This window comes from Novosphingobium resinovorum (assembly GCF_036352595.1).
Taxonomy (GTDB): Bacteria; Pseudomonadota; Alphaproteobacteria; order Sphingomonadales; family Sphingomonadaceae; genus Novosphingobium; species Novosphingobium resinovorum_B.
This window is the reverse complement of record NZ_JAZFAX010000105.1, coordinates 1-1,359: the sequence shown is the minus strand read 5'-3', so window position 1 is coordinate 1,359 and position 1,359 is coordinate 1. Positions and strand designations below refer to the sequence as shown.

The 1,359-nt window shown below is 61.6% G+C and carries 1 protein-coding gene; it reads left to right on the top strand.

Annotated elements, in window-relative coordinates:
• Positions 1 to 104 precede the first annotated feature (104 nt).
• Entirely contained in the window at positions 105 to 1,301 is a 1,197-nt protein-coding gene (locus V2S85_RS27075; protein ID WP_330705871.1) for an IS256 family transposase, read from the top strand.
• Positions 1,302 to 1,359 lie beyond the last annotated feature (58 nt).

Genomic DNA, 1,359 nt, shown 5'->3' with positions numbered 1-1,359 from the left:
GGTCGTGTCCCGCGGGGTGGTGTAGGAAGGTTTCCCTGAGAGGGTGGCCACCGTCGATCTTCTGGTAGGGTTCGGATGCGAACTCGAACCTGGAGAAGAAGACGATGACCGAGGACAGAATGGCCCTTGTCGAGCTGATTGAGCAAGGGGCTGATAGCGATTTGGTGCGTGAGATGCTGGCTTTCGCCGCAGAGCGTATGATGGATCTCGAGATCGAGGCGAAGACGGGCGTGCCTTGCGGATCACGCAGCCCGGAGCGGCTGAACCACCGCAACGGCTACCGCGAGCGAGGTTGGGATACGCGAGCTGGCCGGATTGATCTGGCGATCCCGAAGCTGCGCAAAGGCAGTTACTTCCCGAGCTTCCTGGAGCCACGCCGCACCGCCGAGAAGGCCTTGGCGGCAGTGATCCAGGAAGCCTACGTCCACGGCGTTTCGACCCGTTCGGTCGACGATCTGGTCAAGGCGATGGGCGCCAGCGGTGTTTCAAAGAGCCAGGTCAGCCGTTTGGTTGCCGAGATCGACGAGCGGGTGAACGCTTTCCTCACGCGACCGATTGAAGGCGAGTGGCCCTATCTATGGATCGACGCCACCTACCTCAAAGTGCGCGAGGGCGGACGGATTGTCTCCACGGCGGCGATAATCGCGGTGGGCGTCAACACCGATGGCCGACGCGAGGTTCTGGGCGTGGCCACCGGCCCGTCGGAAGCCGAACCTTTCTGGAAAGCCTTCCTGCGCTCTCTGGCTGACCGAGGCTTGCGCGGTGTGAAGTTGGTCATCGCCGACGATCACAAAGGGCTGCGCGCTGCCGCCAGCAAGGTATTTTCCGCGACCCAGCAGCGCTGCCGGGTGCACTGGATGCGCAATGCGTTCGCCCATGCGGCGCCGAAACAACGACCCGCTGTCATTGCCATGATCAAGACCATCTTCGCGCAGGAGACGGCCGAGGCGGCGCAACAGCAGTGGGACCAGGTTACTGATGCCCTGCGCGAGAAGTTTCCAAAGCTGGCCGACATGATGGACGCATCACGCGAGGACGTGCTCGCCTACATGGCCTTCCCCAAGGATCATTGGCCGCAGATCGCCTCCACAAATCCACTGGAAAGGGTCAACAAGGAGATCAAGCGAAGGGCAGACGTGATCGGCATATTCCCGAATGACGCTGCCGTCGTTCGTCTCGTCGGAGCACTCATGCTGGAGCAAAACGATGAGTGGGCGGTATCGCGCCGCTACATGACACTGGAAACCCTCGGCTCGGTGAGCCATAACCCTATTGTCAGCTTGCCAGCATTGGCAGCCTGACCTGAACTCGATCCTGCCGTGGATCGACGGTTCCTACACCACCCTGCGGGACACGACC

Bases quoted from the DNA above. Each gene is read 5' to 3' on its own strand.
- V2S85_RS27075 (WP_330705871.1), top strand. From the start codon at position 105: ATGACCGAGGACAGAATGGCCCTTGTCGAGCTGATTGAGCAAGGGGCT.